This is a genomic window from Halomonas getboli, assembly GCF_023094245.1.
GTDB lineage: Bacteria > Pseudomonadota > Gammaproteobacteria > Pseudomonadales > Halomonadaceae > Halomonas > Halomonas getboli.
In genome coordinates, this window is sequence record NZ_JALMEW010000002.1 from 88,283 (window position 1) to 113,553 (window position 25,271).

Consider the following 25,271-nt stretch of genomic DNA (forward strand, 5'->3'; position numbering starts at 1 on the left):
GTCGCCTCCTGACGAATCCGATTCGAGACATGACCAAGATGACCTTTGCTCCCCTACGCGGCGGCCTGGCCCGCGCGACACTGCTGATCGGGCTGACCACCGCCCTCGCCGCTCCGCTGCAGGCCAACGAGGATCTGCCTCGCGGCTACTATCGGCTGCCCGAGGAAGGCGACGTGATCGGCAAGGTGTTTACCGTCGAGGCCGAGAAGGAAGACACCCTGATCGACATCGGCCACGAATACGGCATCGGCTATCGCGCCATGGTGCGTGCCAATCCGGACGTCAGCGTCTGGTATCCCGGCGAAGGCACCGAGGTGACGATTCCCGGCGAGTTCATCCTGCCCGACGCGCCGCGCGAGGGCATCGTGATCAACGTTGCCGAGATGCGCCTCTACTACTACCCCCCGGCCGAGGACGGCGAGTCGCGCATCGTCGAGACCTACCCGCTCGGCGTGGGTCGCCAGGACTGGGAAACGCCGCTGGGGGTCACCACCATCACCGACAAGATCAAGAACCCGGCCTGGTATCCGCCCGAGTCCATCCGCCAGGAGCATGCCGCCAACGGCGAAAGCCTGCCCAGCGTGGTCCCGGCCGGCCCCGACAACCCGCTGGGCACGCGCAAGATGCGGCTCGGCATCCCGGGCTACCTGATCCACGGCACCAACAAGCCGGAAGGCGTGGGCATGCGCGTCTCCCACGGCTGCGTGCGGATGCTGCCGGAAGACGTCGAGACCCTGTTCGATCAGGTCTCGGTGGGCACCCAGGTGCGGATCATCAACGACAGCTTCAAGCTGGGCTGGTCCGACGGCACCCTCTACGTCCAGGCCTATCCCTATCTGGATGACAAGCAGGGCACCACCATCCAGCGCGTCACCGAGGCCCTGGACCAGGTGGACGCCAGCATCGAGGGGCTCGACTACCCGGTAGACTACGCCCGCCTGCGCGAGGTCGTGGAGGTCCCGGGCGGCATGCCGGTGGCGCTCGAGGCTCCGCCGAAGCCCGAGCCGGCCCCCGAGCCCGCGCCGCACTTCTACGACCAGCTGGAGCTGGTCGTCGCCGACACCGGGCCGGCCGAGCCCTCCCAGGGCTGACGCTCCCGCCGCAAACGCACAGGGCCCGGCAATCGCCGGGCCCAGTCGTCTCTACCGCCAGCATCGCTCGTCGTCAGCGCTACCGCTCGTCTTCTTCCGCGCCGCCTCCGGCGACGCGGCTATGAGCGTTCTCCCCGCGCGCCATGCTACTGCTCGCGTCTTCGCCCGGCTCCCCACCGGTCTGCGGTGAGGCCGCGCCCGACAGGCTCGCCGCCAGCGCCTCGGGCGCCTGCACCAAGCCCAACAGCGGCCCCTGCACCGAGACGAAATTCATTCCTCGAATCGCCAGCAGCTGTTCCGACGACGCGACGCCCGTCACGGTCATGTGGCGTCCGCCCAGCTTGGCCATGTCGCGCAAACTCTTGATCATCAAAATCGACGACTGGTCACTGGGCACCCCGCGCAGCAGGCGCGGTTCGAGCACCAGGCGCGACAGCGGCTGGCGGAAGATGGCATCCAGCGCCTGACGCGTATGCGTCAGCCCCTTGAGCGCCACACCGAAGCCGCGCTCGCGGCAGTAGCGGATCGCCGACTGCAAGGGCCAGGATTCCCCCAGCTCCGCGCCGTGCCACTGAAGCTCCAAGCAGCCGGTCGGCACGTTCAGCGCCGCGCAACGCTCGGCCAAGGCGTCGATGAAAGCCGTATCGACCATCTGGGCCACGCCGATCGGCAGCGTCCACAGCGGGCGCGCGGAGTGCGGTCCGCCAGAGGCCACCACAAGCGGCAACCCCGACGAGGCCAGACATTCTATCGCCAGCCGACCGATCGCGCGGTCCAGCAGCGCACGCCGCCCCGCCGTCTCGGCCAGCCGCATCAGCTCCTTCTTGGGCACGTTGCCCCATCGCGGATGCTGCCAGCGCGCGCGGAACTCGCCGCCGCAGCAGCGGCGATCCGCCAGCAGAAAGCGCGGCTCGATTTCCAGCGTCAGCTGCTCGGCGAGCTGCTCGCTGGTCATCCCCGCCAGCGACTCGGCCAGGGCCAGACAGCGCTCCTCGGGCGCCACCGCCTCGGCGACCAGCTCACGCGGGCGGCGCTGGCCGCCGCGCAACACCTGGCGGGCGGCCCCCTGCGCTTCCTCGAGCATATCGAACGGCGTCTTGTCGTCCGTCGAGCGCGCGATGCCGATGCGCGGCAGCAGCAGCCGATCGGCGTTACCCACGTGGAAGGGCGCGGAGAGGCTCTCCTGCAGGCGCTCGGCGAACACCATGCCGGCCGGGGACTCGCCGGCTTCGTCCGCCTGCAGGAAGCTCATCACGGCGAAGACATCGTCCTCGAGACGCACCACATAGCCTTCACCGCGCACGGTTCGGCGCAGCCGCTTGGCGATCCGCTTGAGCGCCTCGCGAGCGCCCTCTGCGCCCAGTGAATCCTGCAGCCCGTCGAGCAGGTCGAAGCCGATCCAGCACAGCTGGAACGGATGACGATGGCTCAGGTAGCGCTGCATGCGCCGTTCGAGCCGTGCCCGGCCCGGCAGACCGGTCAGCGCGTCGAAGCCGAAACGCTCGCGCTGTCGACGACGCCGGCGCTCGACGCCCAGCGCCAGCCCCAGCGCGATCACCGCACCACCGCCCAGCACCAGGGCCCCGATCAGCAGGCGCTCGGCCAGGCTGCGGCGGCTGGCCTCGGCGGCCGGTACGTTGACGTAGCGCACCTCGTCGCGCAGCGACGCAGACAGCTGCCCGCGGGCGGCGTAGTCCAGGCGCGGCGAGGCCGGCGCCGTGGCCTCGCCGCCCTCCCCCAGCAGCCGCAGCAGGCCATCGGCCACGCCGGCCGTCTCAGGCTGCACGCCACCGTAGCAGCCGTCGGCCAGCCACTCCGGCATCAGGCACCAGGCGCCGCGCCCGCCACCCAGCAGATCGCCCGCCAGCCGGCGCTGCAGCCGTCCCGGCAGGGCGAGCAGCACCTGCGCCGAATCGTCCGCGGCCACCGGCGTGTCCCGCCCGAGCACCCTCAGCGCGTCCAGCCGCTGCTGGCCGTCGAGCAGGGCATCGCCCAGCGCCAGCAGAGGCGAGCCCGGCGCCACCCAGCCGACCAGGCGCCTGGCCTCACTGCCGTGGCGAATCCAGCTCAGGTCGCGAAACAGCACCGGCAGCAGGTCGAGATGCCCGGCATCGGCCAGGCGCAGCCACTGCCGATTGAGCGGCGAAAAGGCCCCATAGGCCACCAGCCGCCGCGACGGCTGCGGCGAGGCGTCTTCCAGCCGCCGATAGGCCGAGACGCCCGCGTCATGCAGCAGGATCACCCGGGCCACGTCATCCAGCCCGGCCCGCGCCAGTCGCTCGCGCAGCTGGGCCGTCGAGACCTCACCGTCTTCCAGATACAGGATGCGCAGCGCCCCCGGACCGTCTCGGGCTTCCAGGCGATCGTCGAGCGCGCTCAGCAGCTCACGATCCAACCGCCCGCCCGGCTCCCCCGGCGCGATGGCCAGCGTCGTGGCGGCCCAGCTCGGAGCGGCCAAGCTCAGGGTCAGAACCAGAAGACCACCGCCCGTCCAGCGCTTCATCGGCGTCATAGGCGGATGCTCGAGGTGGAAGAGAGAGTGTCCAGATGAGGCACGGTGATACCCAGCAGGCTCAAGCGTGGCAGGGCAAGAACATTACTGCTGTCACCGTCTGCATCGGTCAAACGCACTTCTAAGCAGACCTTTAACAGATCATTGCCTTCAATGATTTCATATCGCTTTCCATCACCGTCAACACATCCGCTGATCACATCACTGCTGAGCCATGAGTGATTCACAACATCCGTAATTTCCTGCTCAACGGCTGTTGTATCACTCGAGAACAACACTGTCCGCTCGATACTCAACACGGCTCGAGCCGCATCCGAGCTAAGACCATGAAGAGTGAACATTACGGCAAAGCAGATCGCGTAGCTGACGATGGCATAGAAGATCAACAGGAACAGCGGGAAAATAATCGCAAACTCGATGGCCACCGAGCCCTTTTCCCTGCGCCTTGACCGGTATCGAGCCGAACTCATAGCACCAGCTCCCCGCCGCCTCGACTGGGCTCCACGTCGATGATACGCACGTCTGCCATGCCAACCTGGACACCCAAAGCGCCAAGCAATGGATTTAACACCATGGCAGCCACAACATCGCTTAACAATGAATTAACAGGCTTCAATAAAATACCCACCACTTTCGACGGAATCTCACGACTCAATGCATTGGCAAGCTGATCGGAAAGACTTTCAGCGTCTCCCGAGAAACCGATCGACTTCTCACCATCATTCGAAAAATCAACCACCCCTGGATCAGGGTTCATCACACTCCCTTTCCAGCTCATCTCATGCATCCCCAGCCAGGTATCCAAATCAGAGCCCGACCAACTTGCAGAGCTAATTCTTATGCCAGAAAGGGTATTGACATCGAGACCAAGCCGAATATCAACTGGCTGATTGTAAGCAGACACTGTTAACTCATAACCATCATCCTCAGCACCTTTTACCTGTTCTATGCCTGCTCGAGCCCCAGCCGACCAGAGTCCAACTTTAAGGTTCACATCGGCTACTAGCGGTACACGAACAGAGCCGGCGATGCCGACACGCAGTTGGACCGTTCTGGCTTCAGTAATCCACTCCCCTTGACAGTTCCCCTCTGCACCATCCAGGCAGCCGGCCTGTCCTACGGCAATACGAGGAGATTCGATAACATCAAGCAAAAGCTCAACGTTGGTGAGCGCGCCAACATTTACTTTAAAATTATCGACATCCAAAAACTGGCCATTCCCCATCAACACCATCGTATGAAGAAGCGATTGCAAACCCACTTCAGCTTGCAAGGCTTCCGCTGGCGTCGTGGAATCTACCGCAAGCAAATCCCCAACCTTTACCGCTTCAAGGCCCAACTCTAAAAAACCATCCATAGCGTCCTTGAAAATCTGCAAACTGGCCACAGTATCTGCATCACAAGAACCATCAGCACACGAAACAGCCTCAAGGCCAGCCACATCGACTTTATCAAGTTCCAGCTCAACATCTTGTAGAAGGCCATCTTTTGAGCCTGCCGAAGCGGCCAAATCAATAAGATTGGCAATGGACAAAGACACATTAATGAGCCCTTCATAACTTAGAGCATCGACGATGGCATCATTCCCCAGCAACATCTTGAGAAGTCCGCTTTCATCTGCCTTCAGCAGGCCTGAACCAACACTGAACGTCACGGTACCGTTACGCTGCCTGGCGACTGCCGACGCTCGCAGAGACGTCTCGGGATCGATATCGCTGCCGGGCATCAAGGCTGCCAGATTAGCCACCAGACTTGTAGGCACCTGATGGCTCAACTCTACCTTGACCGCATCATGAACCGCGGAATTTTCGTCGAAGCTATACCGCTCACCCTCTATCCGGATTTGTCCCGGTATGAGATTGTCTCTCTCCTGCGCCGAGGCATTGTCTAGTTCCAGAGCATAGTCATTGTCTTGGGCCGCCTCCAAAGCATATTGCTCTCTATCACTCTCATCGCATGCATCCAGATAGCGGCAACTCGATACGACGGAAAGGGCTATGAGATCCGCCACCCGCTGCAGATTGCGCTTTTCCATGTACAGCCGCCCGGTATCCAGCGCCAGGGCGATGCACAGCACCACCAGCAGCATCACGATCACGCCGAGCAGGCCGATCACGCCGCGCTGCCGGCGCGGACCGTAGACGCGGCAGGCCGCCATCACTCACCGAAGCTCAGGTCGATGTACTGGTCGGGAATCGGCTGCGAGAAGCTCTCGACATAGCGCCGATAGGCCTGCGTCTGCACCTCGCCGGACAGCGTCTGCCGGCGCGGGCTGGCCACCCGGCCGCTGCGCTGCAGATCGAGCAGCCGCTGCGTCCGCTCGCCGAACTCGGTCTGGTGGGGCGCGACCCTGGTCGGCACCGCACTGCGCGACGTCGCGGTCTGCGCGATATGCTGGCTGCCCTGCCCCCAGGCCATCATCGGGGCGGCCAGCACCACCGCCAGCCCAAGGGCACCCAACGGCCGCAGCCGCTTGCTCCTTCCATTGGCACGCATCGCGCCACCTCCTTGCTCGACGTTATCCATGTTCCGGGCCTGCGCCACCGCTCGACAGCCGACGCAGGCGCGCCACCAGCTCGTCATCGACATCGTAGCGCCGGGCCAGTCGCTCGGCCTCGACCACGCGGCCCTGCTGCATCATCAGCATCACCAAGTTGGACGCGGCACGCTGGCCGGCGCCGCCCAGCTCCAGCGCGGTCAGCAGCTCTTCCCGGGCCTGCTGCGGCTCGCCCTCCAGCATCAGCAGGTAGCCCAGGTCGTTGCGAATATCGGCGTCGGTCGGGCGCGCATCTCGCGCCTGGCGCATCAGCACCAGCGCCTGCTGGCGATCGCCGCGCACCACCGCGTTGCGCGCCATGCCATGGAAGGCATCGGCCGCCAGGCAGCCGCCCGCCAGGGTCTCGTAGACGGCATCCGACTCGTCGCGCCGCCCTACATCGCGCAGGGCATCGCCCCGCATCAGCGCGGCCTCGGCGTAGTCGAAGCCGCTCTCGTCGAGATGCGCCAGCGCCGAGCGCGAACGCCCCTGCTCCATCTGCTGGCGGATCATGTCCAGGCGCAGCCCGATGTCGGCGCTGTAGTGTTCGCCGCAGGGGCCCGTAACGTCCTTCGCCTCCTCGCCCCCACCCAGGCCGACCATCGCCATCGGCTCGACGCCTCCGGCACAGCCCGTCAGCGCCAGCAGCGCCAGCGGAATCAGCCCGTTCCGCCACTTCCTGCGCATCGTCCGCCGCGTCATTCACTTTCCCCCCTCAGTTGCCCAGGCTCTGGAGCATACCGCCCAGATTGATCACCGCCGGTCCGGCCAGCACGATCAGCAGCGCCGGAAACAGGAACACCATCATCACCAGCGACATCTGCCCCGACAGCCGCGACACCGCCTCCTGGATGCGCATCCGGCGCCGGTCGCGCAGCCGATGGCTCAGGTCGAGCATGGCGCGGCGCGCCCCACCGCCGGACGACGAAATCTGGGCCAGCAGCTTGAGCAGGTCCTCGAGCCCCTCGCTGGCCTGGATCGCCGACTGCTCCTCAAGCACCTCTTCCCGAGCCTGGCCGGCCTCGATCCGCAACAGGATCAGCCGCAGCTCGCGCACGCTCTCCGGGCAGGAGTCGTCGAGGTTGCGAATCAGACCACGCAGCACGCCCTCCAGCGTCATGCCGGACTCCCACAGCATGCGCGTGACCTGGATGACCATGTCGGCCTCTTCGTCCAGGCGCGCCACCCGGCTGCGCCGCGCGCGCTTGACCCAGATCCAGGCTCCGACCGCCGCCAGGGCGGCAAACGCCAGGCCGGTCGTCAACGCCGGCCACCAGCCCTGCCCGCCCTGCAGCGCATAGAGCACCCCGCCGCTGAACACGCCGAACACCACCAGCGCCACGGACAGCAGCAGGTGCAGCTGGGCGCGCGTGCCGATGAAGCCGGCCTGGCGCAGGATCAGGGCCAGCTCGGCCAGCCAGGGGCGGCCGCGCGTCTGGCGACGCCAGATGACTCGGCCGCTGCCCATCAGCCGCGCCTCCCGGGCCGCCACCTGGCGGTGCCGGTCGCCGCGGGCCCCGTCTGCCAGCGTGTCGCTCCGCTCTGCCTGGCCTTCGCGCTGGCCGATGCCGGCCAGCCTCAGGCAGATACCGGCCGCCGCCAGCGACAGCAGGGCACTCATCATCAGCCATGCCATGACCTTCTCCCTAGATCGACTTGAGCATCCGCCACAGCGCTACGCAGCCGCCGAGTTCGAGCAGCAACGCCGCCCACAGTCCCAGGCGCCCGCCGCCGCTCTCGAGCATGGGCGCCAGGAACTCGGGATTGCTGAACCACATGAACGCCGCCATCGCCACCGGCACCGCCGCCAGCACGAAGGCCGTCACCCGGGTCTCGCCGGTCAGGGCGCGCAGTTCGCGGCGGCCCTTCTCCTGCTGGCGCAGCAGGTCGATGAAGCTGCCGAGAATGTCGCGCAGGCTGCCGCCATGGGTCTGGTTGACCTCCACCGCCGTGGCCAGCAGGTCGAACTCGGTCAGCTTGATCAGCTGGGCCTCGCGGCGCAGCGCCTCATGAAGCTCCATGCCCAGCTCGCGACGAATGTTGATCCGGGCGGTGGCCTCGCGCAGCAGGCCGGTGGCGCTCTCGCCGTTGCGCCGGAAGGCGATCTCGATGGTCGCCCCGGTGCCGAGGTCGCGCACCACCTGCTCCATGAACCCCGGCAGCCGGGCACGCACGCGGCGGCGCAGCTGCTGCGCCCGCCCTCGCAGGATCAGGTTGATCAGCAACAGCAGGCCGAGTACCGCGGGCGCGGTGAAGCGCGGCGTGAACAGCATCAGCGCCGGAATCAGCACCACCAGGATCACCCCGCCGGCGATCCAGATCCCCCGCGGCGTGGCGTGCACGCCGGCGGCCAGCAGATAGTCGAGCAGCCACTGCATCAGCGATTCCGACGGCATGCGGCGCTTGCGCCGCCTGGGCTTGTTGAGCCGCAGCACCTTGTCGCTTTCGTGATTGGCGCTGCGCCACAGCAGCCTGGCCGCCAGCAGCAGCAGCACCATGGTCACGCACCACAGTTGCCAGGCGCTCATGCGGCGTCCTCGATCTGCTTGTGCCAGTCGATGGACTCGGCCAGCCGGCGATCCTCGTGGCGATAGAGCGTGGCCAGCGCCACTCGACCGTCGAACAAGCCACGTACCTGCTGCACCTCGACCACGTGCCGATGGCCCTGGCCGTCGCGAGTGACGTGCACCACCAGGTCCAGGGCCGTGGCGATGATCTGGTTGACCAGGCCGTCACTGCCCTCGAAGCCGGCCAGGCGCACCATCATCTGCAGCCGCACCAGCGCATCGCGGGCGGAGTTGGCATGCACCGTGCTCATCGAGCCCAGGTGGCCGGTGTTCATGGCCTGCAGCATGTCCAGCGCCTCGTCGCCGCGGCTCTCGCCGAGAATCACCCGGTCGGGGCGCATGCGCAGGGCATTGCGCACCAGCTGACGCGCGGTGATCTCGCCTTCGCCCTCGCTGTTGGGCGGCCGGGTCTCGAGGCGCACCACGTGGCTATTGCCGAGCTGCAGCTCGGCGGCGTCCTCGATGGTCACCACCCGCTCATGATGGGGAATGTCACGGCTGAGGATATTGAGCAGCGTGGTCTTGCCGGAGCCGGTCGCCCCGCTGATCAGGATATTGCGCCGGTCACTCACCGCGTCCTGCAGCATGGCCATCAGCGCCGGCGTCACCGCCCCGCCCTCGATCAAGGACTCGCTGGTCAGGGCCTCGCGGCGGAACTTGCGGATCGACACGCAGGGGCCGTCCAGCGCCAGCGGCGGAATCACCACGTTGACCCGCGAGCCGTCGGGCAGGCGCGCATCGACCATCGGGCTGGACTCGTCGAGGCGCCGCCCCAGCGGCGCCAGCATGCGCCTCACCACGCGCAGCACGTGGGCGTCGTTGATGAAACTGGCCGAGACGTTTTCCAGCCGCCCACGGCGCTCTACCAGGATGTTGTGCGGCCCGTTGATCAGGATGTCGGAGATATCGTCGTCGCCGAGCAGCGGCTGCAGCGGTCCGAAGCCGGAGACCTCATGGAGCACCTCCCGCGACAGCGCCTCCAGCGACTCGACCGGCACATGCTCGCCGCGCTGGTCGAAGTAGTCGCGCACCAGGCTCTCGATGCGCACCAGCATCGCCGACGGCTCGTCGCTGAACAGCGCCTCGTCGTCCTCCAGGCGCTCGATCACCTCGCGGTGCAGCGCCGAGCGGATCGCGCCATCAGTCAGATCCGGCTGCGGCCGGGCCGGCATCGGTTTGTGTCGCGTCAGCGAGCGCCAGTTCCCCATATCACCTCCTAGCGGGAAAAGCCGACGTCACCGAGCCGCTCGATCTCGCGCGCGTCCTGGGGATCGAACAGCAGCTCCAGGAAGCTCGGATCGTAGCGGCCCAGCGCCTCGCCGGGCAGGTCGTCGAGCTCGACGCCGGCGGAGATCGGCGACACCAGATGCGGCGTGACGATCATGATCAGCTCCTTCTCGTCGCGCTCGAACTGCGTCGAACGGAAGAAGGCGCCGATCACCGGAAGGTCGCCGAGGCCGGGAAACTTGTCGACGCTCTGCATGGTGGACTGGCTGACCAGGCCGCTGATGATGAAGCTCTCGCCGTCGCCGAGCTGGATGGTGGTATCGGTGCGCCGCACACTCAGCGACGGCACCGAGATGCCGCTGGACTGCACCGCCTGGGTGAAGTCCAGCTCGCTGACCTCCGGCGCCACCTTGAGCATGATCCGCCGGTCGTCGAGCACCGTGGGCGTCAGCTGCAGGCGGATGCCGTACTCCTTGAAGTCCACCGAGACATCGCCGTCGCTGCTGTTGCTGGGATAGGGAAACTCGCCGCCGGCGAGAAAGGATGCGCTCTGGCCCGAGAGCGTCACCAGGCTGGGCTCGGCCAGGGTGTAAGCGAAGCCGTTGTTGCGCAGGGCGCTGATCGCGCCCAGGTAGCCGTCGTCGTTGCCGCTGATGATCGAGAAGCCCTCGCTCAGCGGCGCCACCAGGCTGCCGTCGTCAATATAGCTGCTGCCGCTGTTGGTGGGGCCGACGGCGTACTGGGTATTGCCGCCGTTGTTGCGCCCGAGGAAGAAGCCGTAGGACTGCAGCCGGCTGCGGTTGACCTCGACCACGCGGATATCGGTCTGCACCTGCACCGGGCCGGACTGCTGCGTGGCGTCCAGCGGCGGCGCATCGCCGAAGCGGGCCAGCGCCTGATCGTGGCGTTCCAGCGAGCGCGTCTCGCCGTAGAGCGACGCCTGCCCCCCGCTCGCCTGCAGCTCGTATTCCTCCTCCAGGCCGCGGGCCGCCGCCGGGCGCACCTCGAGGGTCACCGCCTGAGGCGTGCGCCGCCCGGAAAACCACACGCTCAGCGAGGTCACCCCCGGGCCGAGACCGGTCACCAGCAGCTGGCGGCCATTGACCACCCGCACGTCGGCCACCTCGCCGCTGCCCACCGCGGTGCGCACGATGTCGCGGCCGTAGTCCAGACGGCGGTTCTCGCCCACCAGCAGCGAGATCGTACGCCCTGCCTCCTGGGCCTGGGCCGCCGTGGGCCAGGCCAAGGTCGCCAGCGTCAACGTGGACAGGGTCGGGATGGAAAGCACCAGCGCCATCAGGCACGGCCAGACGGCCGCCATCGGCGCTCGACGGGGAAGGTCCGACGACCACCGGAAAACACCACTCATCGCTCGTTGCATGCGGTTCCCTGCTTCTTCCTTGACATCGTTATCGTGGGCATCGTTATCGTGCGACGCTGGCGACACCTCAGCCGCCCACGCTCACCGTACGCACCTGGCCGCCGACCTGCTGGACCACCTGGCGCCCGCCGGAGCGAGGTGTCGGCTGCCGGGCCGGGGCAGCCTTGCCCTCGCGCCCCATCAGGGCGTCGAAGTCGACGGGCTCGCCCAGATCGTCCGGCTCGGCGTCGGCCGTCTCGTCGTGCACGTCACGACCGGTCTCGAGCGAGGCCGGCATCAGCCAGTCGTCGCCGGCCTCGGGCAGCGTCGGCTCCAGCGCGGCGCGCCGCTCCTCGGCGCCGATCACCGCCAGGCGCAGCCGCCCGGTCTGCTCGGCCAGCAGCAGCCGCGGCGCCTGGCGCTCGTCCAGCGCCAGCACCGCGGTCCGCCCGCTGCGCTTGGCCCCGCCCTCGTCGTCTTCCGCCGGCGGCTGGCCGCTCAGGGCGCTGCCGTAGCTCAGCACCTCGACATTGCGCAGCACCCGACGCGCCAGGCGCGTGCGCTCGCCGTCGCTGTCCTGGGCGTAGAAGAACACGTCGACGCGATCGCCCGGGGCCACGAAGCCGCCGCCGCCGATCACCTCATCGACGCTGACGGCGATACCACGCATGCCCGCCGGCACGGCCTCGGCCAGCAGGCCGCCGGCGGCGAAATCGGAAGGCCGCAGCACGTCGCCCACGGCCAGCGGGCGGGTCAGCACCCGCCCTTCCACCTCGGCCAGATCGGAAAAGCTGTCGTCCAGGGGCTCGGGATAGTCGACGGCCTGCACCAGCGGCGCTTGGCCCTCGCCCGGCGCTTCCAGGCGCGTGCCCACCGCCAGCGGCCGGGCCGCGGTCAGTACCGCATGCCCGGCCGCCCGCGGCGCCACGGCCTCGACCGCCGGCGCCGTGGCCACGGTCTCCGGCACCTCGTTAGCCATCCGCCAGCCCACGAAGGCCAGGCCGATGGCGACCGCCACCAATAAGGCGGCGATGCCTTTTAGCAAGTTGGGAGACATATAACTGCCTCTGATTTGATATACATTTTTAAGACAGCTCTAGCCAGCCACTTTCAAGACGAACTAACAGCACTTTCCACACTACTAAAAAGGTTATTTAGTAGAGTCTTAAAACCACCCGTATCTCCCCCAAAAATTGCAAAAATAGCCACTGCCAGAACGGCCGCGATAATAGCGTACTCAATTGCTGTCGCCCCTCGCTGTCGACGAAAGACTGGAGTATTGAGTTTACTGGCTGCCATAGCGGCATGAGCTTTACCGAACACTTTTGAGAGAGAGAAGCGTTTCATAAGAATTCCCCGCTTGGTTGAGTCCTGCTTTCCTTTTCCACCGCACCGACGTGTCCCGCGTCGGAGCCCTGCTCCTGCCGGCAACATTTTCTTTACCGACATCGTTCATGCACTTCCTGCGTATCGACGCTTTTTCTTTTTTATATCGGCCGGCTTGGGCCGGCCTTTTGTAAGACATCACCTACTCGTATCGACGACATTACCAACAATGCCGCCTGGCCCGGGGCGGGCTAGCCGCCGAAGTCCCAGCTCAGGCGCGCATTGACCCGCCCCTCCCGCGAATCGAGGTCGGAGGGCCGGTCGCCGATCGGGTAGGCGTATTCGATGCCCACCCGATAGAGGCGGCTATTGCTCAGCTCGAACCCGGTGGCCACCGAGGCCAGGTCGTACTCCAGCGCGCTGTCGTTGAACTCGGTGTGGGCACCGTCCATCACCAGGTAGGGCTCCAGGTGCGAGGCCCAGGAGACCCCCAGCGCCTGGCGATAGCGCAGCTCGACCTCGCCGGCGTAGCCGCGTTCCCCCTCGGCCTCGCCGTCGTCGTAGGCGCGAGCGAAGCGACTGGCGCCGTAGCTGCCCCGTTCGGGCGCCGGCAGGCGGTCGTCCGACCAGAAACCCGCCACCCGCGTCGACAGCCGCCAGTTGGGCGTCAGTGCCTCCAGCCAGCGCCCTTGGAGCTCTATGCGGGTGTACTCGAGCTCTTCCTGGCCTTCGCCATCAACCGACACCCCATTGGCGACATTGCGGATTTCGGTGGTGGTCTCGGCACCGCCCAGATCAATGCCCTGGCGTAGCTCTGCGCGCCCTTCCAGGCGCCGATCGGCATTGCCCTGGCGATAGTGGGTGCCCAGCTCCAGGGTGGAGTAGCGCAGATCCTGCCTCGCCCGCAGCTCGGGCCCCATCTCGGAGCGATAGCGATAGTCGGCCGTCTCGTCGAGATGCTCGAGATTGGCATCGACGGTCCAGCTGCGGCGCCGCTCCAGCAGCAGCGGATAGTCGAGCCCAAGCCGGTAGCGGTCGCGCACCTTTTCCTGATCGACCTCATAAGGCCGCCCTTCCACCAGCACGGGCTGCTCGTCATCGCCCTCGAAGCGCTGGGCGCTCATGTTGAGGCGCAGACCGTCGGTGCCCAGTTCCTGCCGGTACTGGGCGGCGTAGAAGGTATCGTCGTTGTCGACCGGCAGCAGATAGGCGAAGGACAGCGTTTCCGCATAGGGCGTATGGCTATGGAAGGCCAGGTTGCCGATGACCTGGGTGTCGTTCTCGTCACCGCCGCCCAGGGCCAGCCCGGCATCGACGCGGTCGCTGTCGCGCTGCTCGACCCGCAGCGTGGTGGCCCCCGATGGCGTGCGCGGCACCGGCGCCTTGACCGCCAGTCGGGCCCCCGGGATGCGCTCGATCAGCGCGGTATAGCGCTCGAAGGTCTCGCGGGTCAGCGGGCGCTCTTCCCGCATCCGATCGGCCAGCCGCCGAACGCGCTGAGCCACCGCGGCATCCTCGACGGCGATCTCGGTGCGGGCGATATAGCCCTCGACCACGACCACCGTCAGGGTGCCGTTCTGGAAGTTATTGCCGGGGAGATAGGCATAGGACAGCGGGAAGCCGGCATCCTGATAGCGCTGGGTGATCTGCTCGGTGGCTTCGATCAGCTGCGCCACGCGAACCCGCTGGCCGACCAGCGGCTGCAGGGGCGCACTCAGCGTATCGAGATCGAAGACGCTGCCGCCCTGAATCTGGACGTTCGAGACCGTCACCTCCGAGTCCGGCCCGATGGCGCCGGCGGCTTCCGGCAGGCTGACTTCGCCGCCGCCCTCGCGCTGACGCTCCAGCACGTCCTGAACCGGGGGCGTCATCGTCGGCTGACGCTCATTGATCAGCGATGGCAGGTCATCCGCCTGCGCTAGCGTCACGGTCATCGAACATGCGGACATGGCAGCCAGTGAAAAGAGTTTATATCGGACTCTTTTTATTCCTAACTTTTCAACAACAAACTTGTGTACCGATAACACTTCTGCGCCGAGCCTTGGCATCATAACGTTTCCCTGCAATGACATTCAGTCGCGGCATGCGCTGCCGATATTATATTTTGAGCATTCAATAAAAAATTACGCCGCCTTGCTCAATCGACTTCATACCGAAGACTGAAGTTAGATTAGTACAAATTTCATGATCCATGACAAGTATGGACCGAAGAAAAATTGACGACCATCATCACGGCCACGCCCGACATGAGCTATGCAAATGATGGAGGCGTCTGCTCGACACGACAGAAGGCCCGGCGCTTGCCGGGCCTTCTGCTATCGCCGAGTGGTTTCAATCGCGATCAGAGCAGGCCCCCGCCGCTACTGCCGCCCAGCAGGCCATTGAGCAATCCACCGCTACCGTCGGTGCCGGATTCCTCATCACCGGTGCTGCCACCCAGCAGGCCGTGAGCGACGTCATCGACGGTGCCGGTCACCCCTTCCAGCGCGCCACCGGTCACCCCGTCGACGGTATCGGTCACGCCATCCACGGTGTCGGCAACGCCGCCCAGCAGGCCGCCATCGCCACCTAGCGCACCGCCGTCACCGCTCAGCAGGCCGCCATCATCGCCGCCAACCAGGCCACCGGTCACGCTATCGACAGTGTCCGTCACGCCGCTCAGCAGGCCGCCATCACCGCCCAGCAGGCCACTGTCGCCGCCCACCAGGCCGCCGGTCACACCATCCACGGTGTCGGTCACGCCGCCCAGGAGACCGCCATCACCGCCCAGCAGGCCGTCGGTGGTTCCAGTCACACCGCTCAGCAGGCCGGAATCGCCACCATCGAGCAGGCCACCGCCGTCCAGACCGCCGGTCACGCCGCCCAACAGGCCGCCATCACCGCCGAGCAGTCCACCCAGCAGGCCGCCGTCGAGGTCGCCAAGAACGCCGGTCGGGTCATCCAGCAGGCCACCTTCGGCGGACAGCGTGGCGGCCAGCAGGCTGCTGTCACCGACCACCAGGCCGTTCTCGCCCACCAGCAGGCCGCCGGTCAGGCCGTCGAGGCCGTTCAGCAGGCCGTTGTCGGTGTCCAGCAGGCCGCCTTCCGCGCCGGGCAGCGCCAGCTCGAGAGAACCGTCCTCTCCCTGGGTCAGCAGGCCGCCGGCATCCGTCAGCAGCTGGCCGGTCGAGGTCACCAGATCGCCGACACCGGCCAGTTGAACGTTGTCACCCACGCGCTCGCCCAGCAGCACCACGGCACCGCCGACCTGGTCCAGCAGCTGGTCGCCCACCGGGCCGACCACCAGCGTATCACCCAGGCGCTGAGTGGTGCCCTCGACATTCACCAGCAGCGGGCGGACGACGGCGGTCAGCTCGGTCGTCAGGCCGGCCAGATGGCCGTCTTCATCGGTCAGGGTGAAGGTCAGCTGGTCGCCCACCGCGGTGACGGTACCGCCGAGCTGGTCGACCGTACCCCCCAGGCTGGCGAGCAGACCGGTACCGTCCTCGACCTGAACCAGCACCGGCAGCGAGCCCAGGCCCTCGACGATGCCGCCCACGTCGCTCACCGCCACGCCGGTCTGTGACACCAGGCCGGAAGCGCCCGCCAGGGAGGTGCCCAGGGCATTGTCGTTGGTGCTGAGGCTGCCAAGGCCGTCATTGAGGCCGTCGGAGAGCAGGTTGACGCCGTCGCCCAGATCCTTCAGCACCTGACCGCTGCCGTCGGTCACGCCGCCCACCAAGGGGGCATCGACCTGCTGGATGGTACCGCCAAGGGTGGTAACGGTATCGCCGACGCTGCCGGTGGCGTCGCTGCCATCCTGAATCACGCTCTCGAGGCTGGACGAGGTGGTGCTTCCATCACCGGAGCCATCGCCGCCGGAACCGTCACCACCGGAGCCGTCGCCGGAACCATCCCCGGAGCCATCGCCGCCAGAACCATCACCGCCGGTGCCATCGCCGCCGGAGCCATCATCGCCACCGCTGCCGTCGCCACCGGTGCCATCACCGCTACCGCTCCCGTCGCCAGCTTCCATGCCACCGTCGCCGCCGTCGAGCGGCTGGGAAATGTCCGAGCTCCCGCTGCAGCCGGCCAGCGAAATCGCCAGCACCAGAGCCGCCAGGGGAAAGAGCCGAGTCTGAAGTCCAGTAGTCCCTGCCATCGTCACGATCCTCTATTTATGTCTTCCGGTGGCACCAGCCTCGTCGGGGAGATATCGAGTGCCAAATGACTGCCTTGCAGCCGGAAGCGTATGCAGGAACGCGGGTCTTTCAAACCGTCTGAAATCTCTTACAAAAACTCCTAAGCAATTGATAAAAAAGAAAACTTACAAGACCTCCCCATCATTATCTACGCCATGATAAGAGATCACTTACACCAGCAGACGGCACTAGCGACGCCGAGGACTCACCAGTATCGACGCCTCCCACAGCGCAACGAGCAGGCGACCTCTCATCTCACCTTCCCATTTCTCCTCGCCTCGTCTCGCTGGCAAGAATCACAGACACAAAAAAACCACCCCTCTTGCGAGGGGTGGCCGAAGTCGTGGCACGACCGGGCTAGGCGCCCGGCCGATGCAGCATCGACTTACTTGCGCATGGAACGCTCGAACATGCGGTTCATCTCTTCACGGTTCTGCTGAGACATCTGCAGAGCCGCTTGCGCATCGCGCTGCGCCTGGTTGGCAGTGCTCTGAGCATCGGTCGCGATGCTGCGAGCCTCGGCGGCGTCAGCCTGGGCAGACTCGGCAGTAGTGCGAACTTCTTCCAGGGCGCTGGAGGAGGCGCAGCCAGCCAGAACGGCGAGAGAGGCGGCAGCGGCGGACAGCTTCAGAGTAGTCTTGAGAGTCATGGTGTTCTCCTTGAGTCTTCCTTGGTACTGCGTTGGTGATGCCTGAAGTCCAGGCGTCCTGCGATCGCAGGTTCTACTGCAGCAAGATCACTTGCTGCGAATCGGAGGCGCCAGACGCGCGCTTTCCGACTAGAACGTCCTTAGCGCATATAAAGCCTAGCGGATGACGACCCGTGTGCCAATGTCGATCATCGACGACAGCGTATCAATCTGCCGATCGGTAACCGCGACGCAGCCGTCGGTCCAGTTGAAGCGCCGATGAATCTCCGGATCGGCCACGCCCAGGCCGTGAATGCCGATATAGCCGCCCAGCACCGTATCCTGGGGCGGCGAGCCATGACGGCGATAATAGCTGAAGTAGTCGTCGTAATCCTGCTGGCTGTAGACGCCGGCCTCCAGCGCCATCCGCGCATGGGCCGGCGTGGGATAATCCAGGCCGACGAAGGTGTGAAACTTGCTGTGATAGTTGAAGCGCATCACCCGGAACTCGCCCAGCGGCGTGGCACGGTCACCGCGTACGCGCTGCGGTCGCGCGCCGCCGCGGCCCAGCGATACCGGGTAGAAGCGGTCCACCAGCCGGTCGCCGCGAAAGATACTCAGCTTGGACTCGCTGTCGTCGACCAGCACCCAGAGCTCGCCGGGCGAGCGTGGCGCGCTGGCCTGGGCCAGCAGATCGCTCATCAGAGTGGAAGCGGGGGCGGCGGTCGACCAGAACGGAAGGCTCAGGGCCAGCAGGCCGAAGCGCCGTCGGGTCATCAGCGGCGACCGCTGGGCTCGGTTGTGCGTCATGGATGTGTCGTTAGCCGAAAATCGAGGAGGCCGTTATATCGCATCTGCGAGCCGATGTCAGGCGGTGACGCGCGATCCGTCGTCGCCACTCTTGTCGCCCGCCTTGTCGCCCGGGAGCGACACTTCGAGCCGGACGCCCCGCGCCGAGATCATCAATAGGCGTCCAGCCGCTGGATATCGCGCACCAGACGCCGCACTTCAGCATCCTCGGCCCGTACCAGCGCCTCGAAGAACTCGCTCTCCGGCTCGCTGGCGGCACGCTCGACGCGATGGCGGTAGAGGTCCTGCAAGGTGCGATGCAGCGCCAGCGCCGTCGACAGCAGCGTCTCGAGCCCTTCGCCCTCATCGGCGCCCGGCAGGCGTTCCAGCACCGGCGCATGGGGGAAGTCCTCCGGATCGTCGAACCAGGTGTCGAGCACGCGGCGATGTGCGCTGCCTTCGATGAAGTATTCTTCCAGCTCGCGCCGCATCCGGCGCTCGTGTTCGGCGAGATAGTCGAGCGCCATGCGTCGCCGCTCACCGACATCTTCATGCCCGGTCCATTTGGTATAGGCCGCCTCGAGGCGGCCGTGATAGTCCGCGGCCCAACGCAACAATTCTCTAACCTGATGGAATCGCATGACGTCTCCTCCCGATAATGCGATGCCACGGGGCGTGACAGGACGCGCCCTCGCTGCTGATATCCTAGACGAGACACCAGCGACGGCGGCTTGATGCACGTCAAGGCCGCCTCGTACCGCGGGCATAACCGCGGCACGAGAACAGTGCAAGACGAGGAGATCGCATTGATCGAGCGACTGCTGGACCCTGGCCACGTGATGGTGGCCGTCGTCACCCTGGTAGTGGTGGCGGCCTGCGTGCTGCTGCACTTCGAGGCATCGAGCGTGCTGAGCCGACGGATGCGCCGCACCACGGCGTCGCGACGGCGGCGCTTCCTGGGACTGATGTACGGCCTGCTGGCCGCCCATGTGCTGGAGATCTGGCTGTTCGGCCTCGCGGCCTGGTGGCTGACGGACGCCACGGCCGGCGCCGTGGCCGGCACGACGCCCATGGAGAACGGGCTGGACTACATCTACCTCTCGGCCATCACCTTCACCACGCTGGGCTACGGCGACGTCTTCCCGGAGGGGCCGCTGCGCTTTTTGATGGGCACCGAATCCCTGACCGGCTTCATGCTCATCACCTGGTCGGCATCGCTGACCTTCCTGGAGATGCAGCGACACTGGAACGACCAGACCTAGCAATAGAAACGACCGCGATCCATGAGCGCCCGAAGGCGCCCCTGGGCCGTGGCCGTACTACCACTCCTCGCTGGTCTGGCGCAGCTCGGCAATCTCGCGCTTGGCGGCCGTCAGGCCGTCACGCAGCTCATCGCCCAGGGAGGCGGCGCTGCCCACGGCGATGATGCCCTGGGCCGCGCCGCTGGCGCGACGCGCCACGCCGTCGCTGGTATGCAGCGCCTCGAGGCGGGCGATCAACCGGGCGAGCCAGCTGTCCGGCCGCCGAGCCAGGCTGCGCAGGCGCTCGAGCTCGGCGAGCGGCTCGCCGCCGGGGGCGAGCAGCTCGCGCCAGTCGTGACTTGCGAGCATGGCGTGCTCGGTCACCTCGCGCAGCAGCGATTCCAGCGCCAGCTCGAACATGGCCAGCGCGCCCTCCTCGCCGGCCATGCGACGCGCCTCGGCGTGCTCGTCGTCGCCGGCCGGAGTCGCCAGCAGCAGCTCGGCCTGGTAGAGCAGCTGATTGGTGCGGGCTCTCGGTGTCACTTGCGCTTGTCCTCCACCTGCCACTTGCCGTCGTCGAAGGTGGCCTTCCAGCCGGTGGCCTTGCCCTCATCCTCGGTCATCAGGAACTGCGCCTTGGCCTTGCGCGAGAAGCGGATCTGGGCCGGGCGCCCGTCCGGGTCGGCGTCGGGGGCGTCGAGCAGGTAGCGGTACTTGTCCGGCAGCTCGGCGGCGTGGGCCTTCAGCTCGATCACCAGCGGCGGACGGGTCTCGCGGTTCTTGGGGAACTTGCTGGCCGCCAGGAACAGGCCGCTGGCCCCGTCCCGCAGCACGTAGTGGTCGTCGACCTTCTGACAGGCCAGCTCCGGCATCGGGATCGGGTCCATCTTGGGCGGCGCCACCTCGCCGCTCTTGAGCAGCTTGCGGGTGTTCTTGCAGCTCTCGTTGGTGCAGCCGAAGTACTTGCCGAAGCGGCCGCTCTTGAGCTGCATCTCGCTGCCGCACTTGTCGCACTCGATGGTCGGGCCCTCGTAGCCCTTGATACGGAACTTGCCCTGCTCGACCTCGTAGCCGTCGCAGTCCGGGCTGTTGCCGCAGACATGCAGCTTGCGCGTCTCGTCGATCAGGTAGTTGTCCATCGCCGTGCCGCACTTGGGGCAGCGGTGCTTGGCGCGCAGCGCATCGGTCTCGGCATCCTCGCCGGCATCGGCGGCCACCGCCTCGTCGCCGGGCAGCAGGTCGATGGTGGTCTTGCAGCGCTCCTTGGGCGGCAGGTTGTAGCCGGAGCAGCCCAGGAACACGCCCGTCGAGGCGGTGCGGATCTGCATCTTGCGCCCGCAGCTCGGGCAGTCGATGTCGGTGGGCACCGGCTGGTTGGGGCGCATGCCCTCCTCGCTCTGGGCCTCGTCGAGCTCCTCGCGGAACTCGGCGTAGAAGGCATCGAGCAGCTCGCGCCAGCGGCGCTCGCCCTCGGCCACCTCGTCGAGACTGTCCTCCATGCGCGCGGTGAAGGAGTAGTCCATCAGGTCGGGGAACGACTCCTTGAGCCGCTCGGTGACGATGTCGCCGAGCTTCTCGGCGTAGAAGCGCCGGTTCTCCAGGGTCACGTAGCCGCGATCCTGGATGGTCGAGATGATCGCCGCGTAGGTCGACGGCCGGCCGATGCCCTTCTTCTCCAGCTCCTTGACCAGGCTGGCCTCGGTGTAGCGGGCCGGCGGCTTGGTGAAGTGCTGCTGCGGGTCCAGCGCTTCCAGAGTCAGCGCCGCGCCCTCGGCCAGATCGGGCAGCGACTGATCCTCGTCCTTGCGCCCCATCGGCTTCATGACCCGGGTATAGCCGTCGAACTTCAGCACCCGGCCCTTGGCCTTGAGCTCATAGCCGTCGGCGGCCACGGTCAGGGTGGTGGAGAGATACTCGGCCGGGGTCATCTGGCAGGCCACGAACTGGCGCCAGATCAGCTCATAGAGCCGCTCGGCGTCGCGCTCCATGCCGGCCAGATCGGTGGCACGGCGCGTCACCTCGGAGGGGCGGATCGCCTCGTGGGCCTCCTGGGCGCCCTCCTTGCTGGAGTAGCGGTTGGGCGCCTCGGGCAGGTAGCGAGCGCCGTACTCCTCGCCGATGAAGTCGCGCACGCCGTCCACCGCCTCGCGGGAGAGGTTGGTGGAGTCGGTCCGCATGTAGGTGATGTAGCCCGCCTCGTAAAGGCGCTGGGCCAGCGTCATGGTCTTCTTCACCGAGAAACCCAGGCGGCCGCTGGCGGCCTGCTGCAGCGTCGAGGTGATGAAAGGCGCATTGGGCTTGGAGCGGGTCGGCTTGTCCTCACGCGAGGTGATCGCAAGCGACGCCTTCCTGAGCCCCTCGATGCGCTCCAGGGTCTCGGCCTCCGAGGTCGGGCGGAAGGCCTTGCCGTCCTGGCGCGCCAGCTCGAAGCGCACCGGCTCGGCCTTGGCGTCGTCGGCCGGCTTGAGATCGGCATGGACGTCCCAGAACTCCTCGGGCACGAAGGCTCGGATCTCGCGCTCGCGCTCGACGATCAGGCGCATGGCCACCGACTGCACGCGGCCGGCGGACAGCCCGCGGGCGATCTTGACCCACAGCAGCGGCGAGAGCATGAAGCCCACCACGCGATCGAGGAAACGACGCGCCTGCTGGGCCTCGACCCGCGGCATGTTGAGCTGTCCCGGATCCTCGAAGGCCTCGTGGATGGCATTCTTGGTGATCTCGTTGAACACCACGCGCCGATAGCGCGACTCGTCGCCGCCGATGGTCTCGCGAAGGTGCCAGGCAATGGCTTCCCCCTCGCGATCCAGATCGGTGGCGAGATAGACGGTATCGGCCTTCGCGGCGAGCTTCTGCAGCTCGGCGACCACCTTCTCCTTGCCGGGCAGGATCTCGTAGTTGGCTTCCCAGTCGTGCTCGGGGTCGATACCCATGCGCCGGATCAGCTGATCATGGGCCTTGCGCTGGCGATACTCCGCCTTTTCCTCGGCCGACATCTTGCGCGTCGCCGCGGCCTGCCGGGCACGCTCCTTGGGATCCGAGGCCGCCTTGCCCGAGCCGCTGGTCGGGAGGTCACGAATGTGCCCCACGCTCGACTTCACGATGTAGTCGTTGCCGAGATACTTGTTGATCGTCTTCGCCTTGGCCGGCGACTCGACGATGACCAGAGACTTGCCCATAGTGCTCCAAACGTCAGTAGGCGCGGGAGAGGCCCGCGTCGAACGGAATCGGTCACCCGCTGTCGGGTGAAAAATGCGCTTACCCTACCCCAGCGCCAATCAACACGCCAGTCACGGGGTCGCCGGGCCTTTGACCCTAGACCGCCGCCCTGGCCTCGGCAAGCGCCGCCCCCAACGCAGGCGCCCCCGTCGGAAATCCGACGGGGGCGCGGCAGATGACGCACGAGAATGTCAGCCCTTGGGCTCGGGCGGCTTGCGACGCCGTGCCGCAGTCTGACGCGAACCGCTGCGGCGCGTCCCGCTCTTCGCCGACGCGTTTTCCGCCTTGCCGGATGGCGCTTTCCCGGCCGCCTTGGCCGCCCCGGGCTGGCCTGATGCCCCGGGCGTCTCGTCAGGCATGGAGGGTGGTGACGTGGGCTCGGGCCGGGCGCTCTCGAACAGCTCGCGAATGCGTGCGAAGCGCTTGGCGGCATGATCGCTGAGCTCGCCGCTGGCGGCCAGTACGTGATCGATGTGCGCCAGATGGGCATCGATCTCGTCGGCGCCGAGCCCCTTCAACAGCGTCGGAATCGCCTCCAGCGCCCGTTCGCGATCCTGCTCGAGGATGAAGAATTGTTCGCGCACCAGGTGCTTGAAGTCGGCCAGCCGCGCGTCCGGCTCCAGTTCGGCACGCGAGGCCCGCAGGCGCTGGAAATTGCGCCCGTCGGTGGCCGGTGCGCCGCCCAGCACGTAGATCACCGAGCGCATCACCGCCTCGTGGCTGCCGCCCTCGGCGACTCGAGTGCGAATCGCCTCGTGGCGCTGCTTCACGAAACGACGCTGCTCCGGCTCGGCGCCCGGATGACGACGCACCGGCGCATCTCCGCCGAGGCCGACCAGCACCTGCAGCAGCGGCTGGCCGTAGACGTCCTGGAACCAGCGCTCGAGGCTGCGATCGCGCAGCTCGCGCCAGGCCTCCAGGGCATGGGTGATCTGGCTCGAGACCACGCCCTCCAGGGCACGGAAGACGTTGTCGTCGCCGACCTCATGCCGGTCGCGGCGCACCCGGTCGGCCAGCACCGGGACCGGCACCATCAGCGGGTTGCGATCGGACAGCAGCCGATAGCCCAGGCGGTTGGGATGCATCCGGCGCATCCAGCGGGCCGACTCGGGCGTGGCCAGGGCCTTCGCCCAGGGCTGCAGGAAGGCGCGATAAAGCCCCTGGTTGATCTCGGAGACTCGCGCCACGGTGGCGAAACGGCGCTCGTCGTCGGCGCGATGCTGGATCTCGTGGTCCAGCTCCTCGACGCTGCGCGGCTGGAACTCGAGCAGGTAGTCGCGTTCGATCAGCTCGGCGTCGGGACGATCCTCGGCCCGCGAGATCGCGGTCTCGTAGAGCCCCGGCGGCAACACGTCGATATAGTCCATGTTGGCGGTGAACTCGGCGTGCTCCTTGCGCGACACGCTGCCCGACACGAAGATCCCCAGGTGCCCGGTGGTGTCGTGCACGCAGTAGACGATGGTCTGCTCATTGGCGATCAGGTCGTCGGTGTCCTCGTAGAGATCCTGCACCCAGCCCAGCGCCTGGGGCGGCGGCGTGATGTCGTCGCCGCGCGAGCAGAACACCACCACCGGCGAGCGCAGGTTGCGCAGATCGATGCGCCGGCCGTCGGCGGTCACCATCTGGGCGGTGGAGAGCCGGTTGCCGACGAACAGGTTGTCGACGATGTACTGGATCTCCTGGCCGCCCAGCACCACGTGGCCGCCCCACCAGCGCTCGAAGTCCAGGTAGCGCTCGGCCTCGGTATCGACGTGGGAATAAAGGTGGTACTGCTTGCTCCACCAGGTGTTGGCCGGATTCAACCGCTCGAAGTTCTGCACCAGCCAGGCGCCGTCGAACAGGCCGTCGCCCAGGTCGCTGAGCAGCGTGGTGATCCAGCTGCCGCCGGTCAGCCCGCCGGTGTAGCGCATCGGCGCCTGACCACGGTGGCCGGCCCAGTAGGACAGCGGCGCGCCGGCGATCAGAATCGGCCCGAACACCTCTGGCTCCAGCGCCGCGGCCATCATGATCTGCCAACCGGCCTGGCAGTTGCCCACCACCATCGGCTTCTCGGCGGTGTCCGGGTGCAGCGAGATCACGTGACGCAGGAAGGCCACCTCGGCCTCGACCACGTCCTCGACCGTCTGGCCGGGCTCCGGATACGGCAGGAAGCCGATGAAATAGCAGGGATGGCCGGCACGCAGTGCCACGCCCAGCTCGCTGTCGGGCTTGAAGCCGCCGATGCCAGGCCCGTGGCCGGCACGCGGATCGACGACCACGAAGGGCCGCATCAGCGGATCGGTCTCGACGCCCTCGGGGGGCAGGATGCGCAGCAGCTCGTAGTTGACCGGGCGCGGCAGATCGCGGCCGTCGTGCACGACCTCGGCCTCGAAGCCGAGCACGTTGGGCTTGGTCTTCTCGATGTGTTCCAGATACTGGTTGCCACGCTGGCGCATGACATCCAGGTAAAGCGTGCTGCGCTCCAGGCCGTCGCGCCAGTAATCGACGGCGGCGCGGCCGAAGCCGAAGGGGTCCATCCAGGACGCCAGGGCGGGAGGCAGGGTCGGCATGAGGGGAATCATATTATCGACGCTCCATGGGTCGCCATGGGGATA

The 25,271-nt window shown here is 66.7% G+C and carries 21 protein-coding genes; 2 read left to right on the top strand and 19 right to left on the bottom strand.

Annotated features, from left to right (window positions below; translation table 11 throughout):
- Positions 1-29 precede the first annotated feature (29 nt).
- Positions 30-1,091 (top strand): L,D-transpeptidase family protein, encoded by a 1,062-nt coding sequence (locus MYL53_RS05305; RefSeq protein ID WP_247852534.1) that lies wholly within the window; start codon positions 30-32, stop codon positions 1,089-1,091.
- A 79-nt stretch (positions 1,092-1,170) separates the two neighbouring features.
- Here the strand turns inward: MYL53_RS05305 and MYL53_RS05310 are convergent, their stop codons facing one another.
- From MYL53_RS05310 to MYL53_RS05385, 16 genes are all read right to left on the bottom strand, one after another.
- Positions 1,171-3,594 carry an EAL domain-containing protein gene (locus MYL53_RS05310; protein ID WP_247852536.1) on the bottom strand — a complete coding sequence of 808 codons (2,424 nt, stop codon included), beginning with the start codon at positions 3,592-3,594 and terminating at the stop codon, positions 1,171-1,173.
- 5 nt (positions 3,595-3,599) lie between these two features.
- Entirely contained in the window at positions 3,600-4,028 is a 429-nt protein-coding gene (locus MYL53_RS05315; protein WP_247852538.1) for a TadE family protein, read from the bottom strand.
- 41 nt (positions 4,029-4,069) lie between these two features.
- Entirely contained in the window at positions 4,070-5,719 is a 1,650-nt protein-coding gene (locus MYL53_RS05320; protein WP_247852540.1) for a pilus assembly protein TadG-related protein, read from the bottom strand.
- Positions 5,720-5,760: 41 nt separating this feature from the next.
- A complete protein-coding gene (locus MYL53_RS05325; RefSeq protein ID WP_247852542.1) occupies positions 5,761-6,099 on the bottom strand; it encodes a DUF3613 domain-containing protein in 339 nt (112 codons plus the stop codon).
- A 22-nt stretch (positions 6,100-6,121) separates the two neighbouring features.
- Positions 6,122-6,841: a tetratricopeptide repeat protein gene (locus MYL53_RS05330; RefSeq protein WP_247852544.1), complete on the bottom strand. Its 720-nt coding sequence runs from the start codon at positions 6,839-6,841 to the stop codon at positions 6,122-6,124.
- A 13-nt stretch (positions 6,842-6,854) separates the two neighbouring features.
- On the bottom strand, positions 6,855-7,775 hold the full coding sequence (locus tag MYL53_RS05335; RefSeq protein ID WP_247852545.1) for a type II secretion system F family protein: 921 nt from the start codon (positions 7,773-7,775) through the stop codon (positions 6,855-6,857).
- Between the two features lie 10 nt (positions 7,776-7,785).
- Positions 7,786-8,667 carry a type II secretion system F family protein gene (locus MYL53_RS05340; protein ID WP_247852546.1) on the bottom strand — a complete coding sequence of 294 codons (882 nt, stop codon included), beginning with the start codon at positions 8,665-8,667 and terminating at the stop codon, positions 7,786-7,788.
- Entirely contained in the window at positions 8,664-9,914 is a 1,251-nt protein-coding gene (locus tag MYL53_RS05345; RefSeq protein WP_282103418.1) for a TadA family conjugal transfer-associated ATPase, read from the bottom strand. The genes MYL53_RS05340 and MYL53_RS05345 overlap by 4 nt, the downstream gene beginning before the upstream one ends.
- Positions 9,915-9,922: 8 nt before the next feature.
- Complete coding sequence (locus MYL53_RS05350; RefSeq protein WP_247852548.1) at positions 9,923-11,254, bottom strand: type II and III secretion system protein family protein; 1,332 nt, start codon at positions 11,252-11,254, stop codon at positions 9,923-9,925.
- A gap of 127 nt (positions 11,255-11,381) precedes the next feature.
- The gene (gene cpaB / locus MYL53_RS05355; protein ID WP_247852550.1) at positions 11,382-12,350 is read right to left on the bottom strand and encodes a Flp pilus assembly protein CpaB; all 969 of its coding nucleotides are present in this window, start codon (positions 12,348-12,350) and stop codon (positions 11,382-11,384) included.
- A gap of 53 nt (positions 12,351-12,403) precedes the next feature.
- A complete protein-coding gene (locus tag MYL53_RS05360; protein WP_247852552.1) occupies positions 12,404-12,640 on the bottom strand; it encodes a Flp family type IVb pilin in 237 nt (78 codons plus the stop codon).
- A 230-nt stretch (positions 12,641-12,870) separates the two neighbouring features.
- The gene (locus MYL53_RS05365; protein WP_247852553.1) at positions 12,871-14,553 is read right to left on the bottom strand and encodes a ShlB/FhaC/HecB family hemolysin secretion/activation protein; all 1,683 of its coding nucleotides are present in this window, start codon (positions 14,551-14,553) and stop codon (positions 12,871-12,873) included.
- Positions 14,554-14,960: 407 nt separating this feature from the next.
- The gene (locus MYL53_RS05370; protein WP_247852554.1) at positions 14,961-16,760 is read right to left on the bottom strand and encodes a collagen-like triple helix repeat-containing protein; all 1,800 of its coding nucleotides are present in this window, start codon (positions 16,758-16,760) and stop codon (positions 14,961-14,963) included.
- A 425-nt stretch (positions 16,761-17,185) separates the two neighbouring features.
- Positions 17,186-17,449, bottom strand: a complete 264-nt coding sequence (locus MYL53_RS05375) for an Lpp/OprI family alanine-zipper lipoprotein (RefSeq protein WP_247852556.1) — start codon at positions 17,447-17,449, stop codon at positions 17,186-17,188.
- Positions 17,450-17,605: 156 nt separating this feature from the next.
- Positions 17,606-18,238, bottom strand: coding sequence for a L,D-transpeptidase family protein (locus MYL53_RS05380; RefSeq protein WP_247852557.1), 633 nt, complete (start codon positions 18,236-18,238; stop codon positions 17,606-17,608).
- A 152-nt stretch (positions 18,239-18,390) separates the two neighbouring features.
- Positions 18,391-18,858 carry a 2-hydroxyacyl-CoA dehydratase gene (locus MYL53_RS05385; RefSeq protein ID WP_247852559.1) on the bottom strand — a complete coding sequence of 156 codons (468 nt, stop codon included), beginning with the start codon at positions 18,856-18,858 and terminating at the stop codon, positions 18,391-18,393.
- A gap of 165 nt (positions 18,859-19,023) precedes the next feature.
- On the opposite strand from MYL53_RS05385, the gene MYL53_RS05390 reads away from it, so the two are divergent.
- Positions 19,024-19,479 carry an ion channel gene (locus MYL53_RS05390; RefSeq protein WP_247852560.1) on the top strand — a complete coding sequence of 152 codons (456 nt, stop codon included), beginning with the start codon at positions 19,024-19,026 and terminating at the stop codon, positions 19,477-19,479.
- Between the two features lie 57 nt (positions 19,480-19,536).
- On the opposite strand, the gene MYL53_RS05395 is transcribed toward MYL53_RS05390, so the two are convergent.
- From MYL53_RS05395 to MYL53_RS05405, 3 genes are all read right to left on the bottom strand, one after another.
- The gene (locus tag MYL53_RS05395) at positions 19,537-20,001 is read right to left on the bottom strand and encodes a DUF6586 family protein (RefSeq protein WP_247852561.1); all 465 of its coding nucleotides are present in this window, start codon (positions 19,999-20,001) and stop codon (positions 19,537-19,539) included.
- A complete protein-coding gene (gene topA, locus MYL53_RS05400; protein WP_247852564.1) occupies positions 19,998-22,637 on the bottom strand; it encodes a type I DNA topoisomerase in 2,640 nt (879 codons plus the stop codon). Before topA ends, MYL53_RS05395 begins: the two co-directional genes overlap by 4 nt.
- Before the next feature lie 231 nt (positions 22,638-22,868).
- On the bottom strand, positions 22,869-25,238 hold the full coding sequence (locus MYL53_RS05405; RefSeq protein ID WP_247852565.1) for a DUF3141 domain-containing protein: 2,370 nt from the start codon (positions 25,236-25,238) through the stop codon (positions 22,869-22,871).
- Positions 25,239-25,271: the final 33 nt, after the last annotated feature.